The sequence below is a fragment of the Xanthobacter sp. BG11Y11_SDJG genome (assembly GCF_057364445.1).
In genome coordinates this window covers 1-9809 of sequence record NZ_JBNFNU010000142.1, presented here as the reverse complement: position 1 = coordinate 9809, position 9809 = coordinate 1, and the positions used below count along the sequence as shown (strand labels likewise).

General features: G+C 69.5%; 3 protein-coding genes and 3 pseudogenes. 2 read left to right on the top strand and 4 right to left on the bottom strand.

Annotated elements, in window-relative coordinates; genetic code table 11:
* A pseudogene (locus AC2W7M_RS13100) lies at positions 1 to 299 on the bottom strand (4-(cytidine 5'-diphospho)-2-C-methyl-D-erythritol kinase); the annotation flags it as partial.
* Between the two features lie 204 nt (positions 300 to 503).
* On the opposite strand from AC2W7M_RS13100, the gene AC2W7M_RS13095 reads away from it, so the two are divergent.
* A complete protein-coding gene (locus AC2W7M_RS13095; RefSeq protein WP_486132725.1) occupies positions 504 to 2318 on the top strand; it encodes a tetratricopeptide repeat protein in 1815 nt (604 codons plus the stop codon).
* Positions 2319 to 2420: 102 nt separating this feature from the next.
* On the opposite strand, the gene AC2W7M_RS13090 is transcribed toward AC2W7M_RS13095, so the two are convergent.
* The 3 genes and pseudogenes from AC2W7M_RS13090 to gltB form a co-directional block, all read right to left on the bottom strand.
* Positions 2421 to 3842, bottom strand: coding sequence for a glutamate synthase subunit beta (locus AC2W7M_RS13090; protein ID WP_486132724.1), 1422 nt, complete (start codon positions 3840 to 3842; stop codon positions 2421 to 2423).
* A gap of 223 nt (positions 3843 to 4065) precedes the next feature.
* Complete coding sequence (locus AC2W7M_RS13085; protein ID WP_486132726.1) at positions 4066 to 4857, bottom strand: GltB/FmdC/FwdC-like GXGXG domain-containing protein; 792 nt, start codon at positions 4855 to 4857, stop codon at positions 4066 to 4068.
* 333 nt (positions 4858 to 5190) lie between these two features.
* Positions 5191 to 8693, bottom strand: a pseudogene (gene gltB, locus AC2W7M_RS13080) (glutamate synthase large subunit); the annotation flags it as partial.
* Positions 8694 to 9275: 582 nt separating this feature from the next.
* Between gltB and AC2W7M_RS13075 the strand changes: the two are divergent.
* Positions 9276 to 9809 (top strand): annotated as a pseudogene (locus AC2W7M_RS13075) (hypothetical protein); the annotation flags it as partial.

Sequence of the window (9809 nt, the reverse complement as noted above, 5' to 3'; positions counted from 1 at the left end):
CCGGCCGCCACCGGCAGGCGCTTCTCCAGCAGGAAGCCGCCGAGCCGCGCCCCCGGGACCAGGGCGGCAAACCCGGCTGCGGCGCGCAGAACCAGGTTGTCGGCTGCCAGGCCGGCGGCAAGAGCCGTCGGTCCGGTCATGTCGAGGCCCAGCGGCGCATCCGGGTCGAGATGGAGCAGGTCGCCCGCCCCCGCGAAGGCCACCAGACTGACGAGATCGTGAAACCCGTCCGCGCGCCGGCCGAGGACGCGCAATGTGAGGTTGATCTTCGCCGGGGCGCGCTCGGTCAGTCGATGCATGAAGGGCTTATGCCGCGCCGCCGCAAGCGCGGCAAGGCACCGTCGCCCTCGGGGCCAAGCGCCGGCCGGCTTCACGGCCTCAGGCGGCCCAGCGGCGGCCGAGCCCGCGCTTGCGACGCAACAGGAAAGCGGCCATCCTCCCGCCATCTGGCGCGGCTAACGGTTCGCAGCGCACGCCGCGCGTCGACATTCGGGATATCGCTGGTGAAGCCTTTCCGCGCCCTTTCTTCCGCCCTTCTTCTGGCCGGATGCGCCACCCTGTTCGGCGCGCTTCAGCCCACGCCCGGACTGGCCCAGCCCTCGGACAGCGAGATCACTCTTCCCGGCAGCTATCTGGCCGCCCGCTTCGCGACCGTGCAGCGGGAATCGGAGGTGGCCGCCTTCTATCTGCGCAACCTGCTGAAACTCGACAAGGGTAACGAGGAGATCATCGAACGCACCATGCTCGCCTCGCTGCTGGGCGGGCAGGTGGACGACGCGATGAAGTATGCCGACAAGATCGTGAAGATGGACCGGACCCACCGGTTCGCGCGCTTCCTGCTGTCGGTGCGCGCCATCAAGCGCGGCCAGTACCAGACCGCCCGCACCAACCTTTCCCTGGCGGTGAGCGGCCCCATCGACGACGTGACGGCGATGCTGCTGGCGCCCTGGCTCGCCTCGGCGACGCAGCGCACCGGCGTCGATCTCGTGGATCGCATCAGCACCGCGCTGCTGGCCGCCTGGGCCACCTACGGGTCGGGCAATCCCAAGACCGGCGTCGAGCTGATCGACCGCCTGCAGGGCCCGGTGTGGTACGGCCAGTTCAAGGACCTGCATGCCGGCCTCATCCTCGACGCCGCGGGCCTCAAGAAGGAGGCTGGCGCCCGGCTGGAAGCCGCGGTGAAAAGCGAGCCGCTGACGGTGCGCGCCGTCGATGCCCATGTGCGCTGGGCCTCGCGCAATCTCGGCACCGCCGCCACGCTCGAGACCTACCAGGAGTTCGGCCAGCGCTATTCGGGCGACCCGCTGGTCAAGTACATGATGGGCGAACTCAAGAGCGGAAAGGCGATGCCGCCGCTGGTGCGCTCGCCCCAGGAGGGCGCCGCCGAGGTGCTGTTCGGGCTGGCCGGCGTGCTGAGCCGGCAGGGGCTGGAGGACTACGCGCTCGCCTATCTCCAGCTCGCCATCTGGCTCGATTCCGACCATCCCATGGCCAGCATGTCGCTCGCCGGCCTCTACGAGCTGATGCACCAGCCGGCAAAGGCCATCGAGCTGTTCTCCGCGGTGCCGGCCAGTTCGCCCCTGAAGGGCGACGCGGAGGTGCGCCTGGCGATCAATTTGGATGCCGCCGAGAACACGACCGAGGCGCTGCGCCACCTGAACAAGGTCATCGCCGCCCACCCGCAGGACCTCGACGCCGTCGTCGCCCTCGGCCGGATCCAGAACAATCGCAAGATGTTCGCGGAATGCGCCGTGACCTACTCCAAGGCCATCGCGCTCCTGCCCTCGCCCGGCGCCGGCAGCTGGCCGCTGTTCTACTCGCGCGGCATCTGCAACGAGCGCTCGAAGAACTGGCCGCAGGCCGAGGCGGATTTCCTCAAGGCGCTGGAGCTCAATCCCGAGCAGCCCCACGTGCTCAACTATCTCGGCTATTCCTGGGTGGATCAGGGGGTGAACCTCGACAAGGGCCTCGACATGATCCGCCGCGCGGTCAATCTGCGCCCCGACGACGGGGCGATCATCGACAGCTTGGGCTGGGCCTATTACCGGCTCGGCCGCTATGACGAGGCGGTGGCGGAGCTGGAGCGCGCGGTGATGCGCATGCCGCAGGACCCGGTGGTGAACGACCACCTGGGCGATGCCTACTGGAAGGTGGGCCGGCGCCTGGAGGCGGGCTTCCAGTGGAACCATGCGCGGGACCTGAAGCCGGAACCCGAGCAACTGGAAAAGATCGTCCGGAAGATCGAGAAGGGCCTCGACGCCGCGGAGCCGGCCGCGCCGCCCCCGGTGCGCAAGGCCGAGGACCAGAAGGGCGGCTGACGGCCGCCGTTCCGCTCCCGATCCGTTTCCCATTCCGCAGCCCGCAGCGCGCCGTCGGCCGGGTTTGCCCGCCCGTCCGGCGCGCCGAGCCCCGCCCCAACCTCAGCGGGGCAGGGTGCTCGCGCCCATCAGCGCGACGTCGATGGCGTGGGCGGCCTGTCGCCCCTCGCGGATGGCCCACACGACCAAAGACTGGCCGCGCCGCATGTCGCCCGCCGCATAGAGCCGGGGCACAGAGGTGAGATAGCTCTCGTCGTCCGCCTCGAGGTTGCCGCGCCGGTCGAGCGTCGCGCCGGACTGGTCCAGCAGGCCCGCCTTCAGCGGCCCGGCAAAGCCGATGGCGAGGAAGACCAAATCGGCCCTGAGCACGAATTCCGTGCCCGAGATGGGCTGGCGCTTGGCATCCACCCGCGCGCACTTCACGCCCGTCACGCGGCCGTTGCGGCCCTCGACGCCGAGCGTCGCGCAGGCGAACTCGCGCTCGGCGCCCTCCGCCTGGGATGAGGAGGTGCGGAACTTGGTGGGCCAATAGGGCCACACCGCCAGCTTGTCCTCCTTGGCCGGCGGCACCGGGCGGATGTCGAGCTGGGTCACCGACAGCGCGCCCTGGCGGAATGCGGTGCCGACGCAGTCCGAGGCGGTGTCGCCGCCGCCCACCACCACCACGTGCCTGCCGGAGGCGAGGATCGGCACCTCGTCGATCCGCTCGCCGCCCTCCCGGCGGTTGGACTGCACCAGATAGGGCATGGCGAAATGCACGCCCTCCAGCTCCTGGCCGGGCAGGCCGGGGTCGCGCGGCGCCTCGGCGCCGCCGGCGAGCAGCACCGCGTCGTGCTTGTCCAGAAGCTCCTGGGTCGAGGTGGTGACGCCCACGTTCACGCCGTAATGGAAGGTGACGCCCTCGGCCTCCATCTGCTTCACGCGGCGGTCGATGTGGTGCTTCTCCATCTTGAAGTCGGGGATGCCGTAGCGCAGCAGGCCGCCGGCCTTGGGCTCGCGCTCATAGACGTGCACCTCATGGCCGGCGCGAGCGAGCTGCTGGGCCGCCGCCATGCCGGCCGGGCCGGACCCGACGATGCCGACGCTCCTGCCGGTCTTCACCGCCGCCGGCTCGGGCCTGACCCAGCCCATCTTCCACGCCTTGTCGGCGAGGGCCTGCTCGACGGTCTTGATGGTGACCGGCATGTCCTCGAGGTTCAGCGTGCAGGCCTCCTCGCACGGGGCGGGGCAGACGCGGCCGGTGAACTCCGGGAAATTGTTGGTGGAATGGAGGTTGGCGACCGCCGCCTCCCAGTCCTCGTTGTAGACGAGGTCGTTCCAGTCCGGGATCTGGTTGTGGATCGGGCAGCCGTTCGGCCCATGGCAGAAGGGGATGCCGCAATCCATGCAGCGCGCCGCCTGGTTCTGCACCTCGGCGTCGGGCAGCGGCAGCGTGAACTCGCGGAAATGGCGGATGCGGTCGGAGGCGGGCTGATACTTCTGCTCGCGCCGATCGATCTCCAGAAAACCCGTGACCTTACCCATGCGAACCTCGTCGAAGGAGCCGATCCGCGCCGCGCGCCTGATGCTCCATTACAAGAATTGTTCCAGCTTGAGGACTCGGAATCCGTGCGCCTTTGCGGCGGACATGACCGAGGCCCGGGGAGCTTGCGCCCCATGGGGAGCCGGGCGCGTCGCGACCCCTCTCCCCACCGGGGAGAGGGAGCGCGCTGGCCCCGCGTGGCGCGGGGCCATGCCGCCGTTCAGCTCATTCCGCCGCCGCGAGGCCGCGCAGTTTCTCCATCTCGCGCAGAGCGCGCCGGTATTCCACCGGCATCACCTTGACGAACTTGGAGCGGTAGTCCGCCCAATTGTCGAGGATCTGCTGGGCGCGCGCGGAGCCGGTGTGGTGCAGGTGCTTGGCGATGAGCTGGTGCAGGCGCTCCTCGTCGTGGCGCGACATGTCGCCCTGCACGTCGATGCGGCCCTTGAACTCCAGGTCGCCGCCGTGGTGGTGGAGGCGCTCCAAGAGGTCCTCCTCCTCCTCCACCGGCTCCAGGTCCACCATGGAGAGGTTGCAGCGCTTCTTGAAGCTGTTGTCCTCGTCCAGCACATAGGCGACGCCGCCGGACATGCCGGCCGCGAAGTTGCGCCCGGTGGGGCCGATGACGACCACGATGCCCCCGGTCATGTACTCGCAGCCATGGTCGCCGGTGCCCTCGACCACGGCGATTGCCCCCGAATTGCGCACCGCGAAGCGCTCGCCGGCGATGCCGCGGAAGTAGCATTCGCCGTCGATGGCGCCGTACATCACCGTGTTGCCGACGATGATGGATTCCTCCGCCACGATCGCCGCGTTCTCCGGCGGCCGCACGATGATGCGCCCGCCCGAGAGGCCCTTCCCCACATAGTCGTTGCCCTCGCCGATGAGGTCGAAGGTGATGCCGGCGGCCAGGAAGGCGCCGAACGACTGGCCGGCCGTGCCCCGCAGGGTCACGTGGATGGTGTCGTCGGCGAGGCCCTGGTGGCCGTAGCGCTTGGCGACCGCGCCCGAGAGCATGGCGCCCGCCGAGCGGTCCACCGAGCGGATCGGCGTCTCGATCTCGACCCGCTCGCCCTTCTCCAGAGCGGGCTTGGCCTTCTCGATCAGGGTGCGGTCCAGCACCTTCTCGATCGGGTGGTGCTGGCGCTCGGAATGGCGGATGCCCACGTCCGCCGGCACGTCCGGCTTCGCGAACAGCTTGGTGAAGTCGAGCCCCTTGGCCTTCCAGTGGTCGATCGCCTCGCGCTGGTCCAGCACCTCGGCGCGGCCCACCAGCTCCTCCAGCTTGCGGAAGCCGAGCGAGGCCATGATCTCCCGCACCTCCTCGGCGACGAAGAAGAAGTAGTTGATGACGTGCTCGGGCGTGCCCTTGAAGCGCTTGCGCAGCACCGGGTCCTGGGTGGCGACGCCCACCGGGCAGGTGTTGAGATGGCACTTGCGCATCATGATGCAGCCGGCCGAGATCAAGGGCGCGGTGGAGAAGCCGAACTCGTCGGCGCCGAGCAGCGCGCCGATGATGACGTCGCGCCCGGTGCGGAAGCCGCCGTCCACCTGCAGCGCGACGCGCGAGCGCAGGCGGTTCGCCACCAGCGTCTGCTGGGTCTCGGCGAGGCCCATCTCCCACGGCGAGCCGGCATGCTTGATGGAGGTGAGCGGCGAGGCGCCCGTGCCGCCCTCGAAGCCGGAGATGGTGATGTGGTCCGCGCGCGCCTTGGCGACGCCCGCCGCCACCGTGCCGACGCCCACTTCGGAGACGAGCTTCACCGACACGTCCGCGTCGGGGTTGACGTTCTTGAGGTCGTAGATGAGCTGCGCCAGGTCCTCGATGGAATAGATGTCGTGGTGCGGCGGCGGCGAGATCAGGCCGACGCCGGGCGTGGAGTGGCGCACCTTGGCGATCACCGCGTCCACCTTGTGGCCGGGCAATTGCCGCCCTCGCCGGGCTTGGCGCCCTGCGCCACCTTGATCTGCATGACGTCGGAATTGACGAGATATTCCGCCGTCACGCCGAAGCGGCCGGAGGCCACCTGCTTGATGGCGGAGCGCATGCTGTCGCCGTTCGGCAGGGGCACGTAGCGCTCGGCCTCCTCGCCGCCCTCGCCGGTGTTCGACTTGCCGCCGATCCGGTTCATGGCGATGGCGAGCGTGGTGTGCGCCTCGCGCGAGATGGAGCCGAACGACATGGCGCCGGTGACGAAGCGCTTCACGATCTCGGAGGCCGGCTCGACCTCGGCGATGTCCACCGGCTTCTGGCCGATCTCCTCGGCGCCGCGGATGCGGAACAGCGAGCGCACGGTGAGCAGGCGGCGGTCCTGCACGTTCACCATGTCGGCGAAGGCGCGGTACTTGTCCTTGGCGTCGCCGCGCACGGCGTGCTGGAGGGTCGCCACCGTCTCGGGCGTCCAGGCATGGTCCTCGCCGCGGATGCGGTAGGCATATTCGCCGCCCACGTCGAGCGAGAGCCGGTAGACCGGCGCGTCGGAGAAGGCGAGCTGGTGGCGCCGCACGGTCTCCTCGGCGATCTCGGCGAGGCCGACGCCCTCGATGGTGGTGGCGGTGCCGAAGAAATACTTGTCCACCAGTTCGGAGGAGAGGCCGACCGCGTCGAAGATCTGCGCGCCGCAATAGGACTGGTAGGTGGAGATGCCCATCTTGGACATCACCTTCAGCAGCCCCTTGTCCACCGACTTGATGAAGCGCTTGACGATCTCCTTGTCGTCCACCTCCTCGGGGATCTCGTCGCGCATGTCGACGAGGGTCTCGAAGGCGAGATAGGGGTTGATCGCCTCGGCGCCGTAGCCCGCAAGGCAGGCGAAGTGATGGATCTCGCGCGCCTCGCCGGTTTCCACCACGAGGCCGACCGAGGTCCTGAGGCCCTTGCGGATCAGATGGTGGTGCACCGCCGCCGTGGCGAGCAGGGCCGGGATCGGGATGCGGTCCGGCCCGGTCATCCGGTCGGACAGGATGATGATGTTGTAGCCGCCGTGCACCGCCGCCTCGGCGCGCTCGCACAGGTGCTCCACGGCCGTCGCCATGCCGGCGGCGCCCTTTTCGGCGCCGTAGGTGATGTCGAGGGTGCGGGTGTCGAACCGCTCCTCCATGAAGCCGATGGAGCGGATCTTCTCCAGGTCCTCATTGGTGAGGATGGGCTGGCGCACTTCCAGGCGCTTGCGCTTGGCGGTGCCCTCCAGGTCGAAGATGTTCGGCCGCGGCCCGATGAAGGAAACGAGGCTCATCACCAGCTCCTCGCGGATCGGGTCGATGGGCGGGTTCGTCACCTGCGCGAAGTTCTGCTGGAAGTAGCTGAACAGCGACTTGGACTTGTCGGACAGCACCGAGATCGGCGTGTCGGTGCCCATGGAGCCGACCGCCTCCTGGCCGGTGATGGCCATGGGCGCCATGAGGAGCTTGAGGTCTTCCTGGGTGTAGCCGAACGCCTGCTGGCGATCGAGCAGCGACACGTCGGTGCGCACCTCGCGCGCCTCCACGGGGCGCAGGTCCTCCAGCACCAGCTGGGTGTGCTTCAGCCACTCCTTGTAGGGATTGGCGCGGGCCAGCTCGGTCTTGATCTCCTCGTCGGGGACGAGGCGGCCTTCCTCGAGATCCACCAGCAGCATCTTGCCGGGCTGGAGGCGCCACTTGGTGACGATCTTCTCCTCGGGCAGGGTGAGCACGCCCATTTCCGAGGCAAGCACGATGGTGTCGTCGCTGGTCACCATGTAGCGGGCGGGGCGCAGGCCGTTGCGGTCGAGCGTCGCGACGATCTGGCGGCCGTCGGTGGCGACGATGGCGGCGGGGCCGTCCCACGGCTCCATGAGCGAGGCGTGGTACTCGTAGAAGGCGCGCCGCTCCTCGTCCATGAGCGGGTTGCCGGCCCACGCCTCGGGCACCAGCATCATGGCCGCGTGGGGCAGCGAGTAGCCGCCCTGCACCAGGAATTCGAGCGCATTGTCGAAGCAGGCGGTGTCCGACTGGCCCTCATAGGAGATGGGCCAGAGCTTGGAGATGTCGGAGCCGAACAGCTCCGAATCGACCGAGGCCTGCCGCGCCGCCATCCAGTTGACGTTGCCGCGCAGGGTGTTGATCTCGCCGTTGTGCGCCACCATGCGGTAGGGGTGCGCCAGCGGCCAGGCCGGGAAGGTGTTGGTGGAGAAGCGCTGGTGCACCAGCGCCAGCGCGCTCTCGAAGTCCGGGTCCGAGAGGTCGGGATAATAGGCGCCCAGCTGGTCGGCCAGGAACATGCCCTTGTAGACCAGGGTGCGGCAGGACAGCGACACGGGGTAATAGCCCGCCGTCGCCGGATCGTTGGCGCCGTAGACCGCGTTGGAGATCACCTTGCGGGTGACGAACAGGCGGCGCTCGAAGGCGTCCTCGTCGAGGCTGAGGTCGCCCTGGCCGACGAACACCTGCGCGTGCTCCGGCTCGGTCGGCAGAACGCTGACGCCGAGGGAGGAATTGTCGGTCGGCACCGCGCGCCAGCCGATGAGGGAGAGGCCCTCTTCGGCGAGCACCCGCTCATAGGTCGTGCGCACGATCTCCCGGCCCTTGGGGTCGCGCGGCAGGAAGATGTGGCCGACCGCATAGGTGCCGGGCTCGGGCAGGGTGAAGCCGAGGCGCGCCGCCTCCTTCAGGAAGAACTTGTGCGGAATCTGCACCAGCATGCCCGCGCCGTCGCCGGCGCGCGGGTCTGCGCCCACCGCGCCGCGATGCTCCAGGTTGAGCAGAATCTTGATGCCGTCCTCGACGATGCGGTGCGACTTGCGGCCCTTGATGTCGGCGATGAAGCCGACGCCGCAGGCGTCCCGCTCCTGCGCCGGGTCGAACAGGCCGAAGGGAGCCGGTCGGCCGATCATCGCCGCGCCTTTCACGGCGGCGGCGCCCTGAGCCACGCTCCCGTTCCGGCCTTCATCGCGATGCATCGATGCCATCTTCTTCCCTCTCCTCAACCGGCGCAGGGTGGCGACCCCGCGCGCCCGCGCGGACGCTGGTGGAGATGCCCCCTCCGGCGCCGCATTGCAACTTCCACGCCACCCGCGCGGAAAAGCACCCCGCTCGTTCAAGCGTGCGCTCACTCTCGGCTGCGGCACGGGGATAGGGCAGTACGACTTCCCTATCCAGTGGACCATGACAGAAAAACGGCGCGCTCACAAGCGCCCGGAGGCCGCCGCGGCGCACCGAATGTCCATTTATTGCGCATGCGGCGCCTGAGACGAAAGAACGGTACGGCACGAGCGCCCTCCGACGCAACGCCGTTTCAACCGGCCCGGAGCCGGGCGGGGCGACATCTGTTACATCGCGGCGGCTTCAGGCCCGATTGCGGTCCCACCGATGCCGCATTGGCCGGCTGTAGTTCGGTCCGGTCCGCCGTTCTGCCCCGCCGCGTCGCCGAAGCGCCAGTTTTCCGCTGGACAGCGCGCGCACAGCGAAGGTCGTCCATGCCGAAGTCCTCGATCCGTCCCGTTGCTCTCGTCCTTGCCCTGGCGGGGCCGCTGGCCTCGCGGCGCCGGCGCGCGCAGGTCTACTACCCCGCTCCCGTGCCCGGTCCCTATGCCGTCCCGCCGCGTCCCGGCTACGTGCTGCTGCCGCCCTGGGAGGTGCGCAACATCGTCCGCGGCATGGGCTACTGGCGCGTCTCCCAGCCGCAGCTGTCCGGCCGCATCTACAGCGTCGCGGCGGTGGACGAGGAGGGCCCGGTGGTGCTGCGCATCGACGGCTTCACCGGCCGGGTGATCGCGGCGCGCACCATCGGCGGCGGCCGCCGGGAGTGGTCGCGCCGCGTGCCGTGCCGCCGCCTTATCCTTCGCCCTATCCGCCGCCCGTGGTGCAGGCGCCGCCCGCCGCGCCGAAGCCGCCCAAGGTCGCCGCCCGTCCCACGGTGGTGCCGCTGCCGCCGCCCAAAGCCCCCGGAACTGATGGAAGCCTCGGCGCCGCCCGTGGCAGCGCCCCAGACTCCGGCTCCGGCTCCGGCT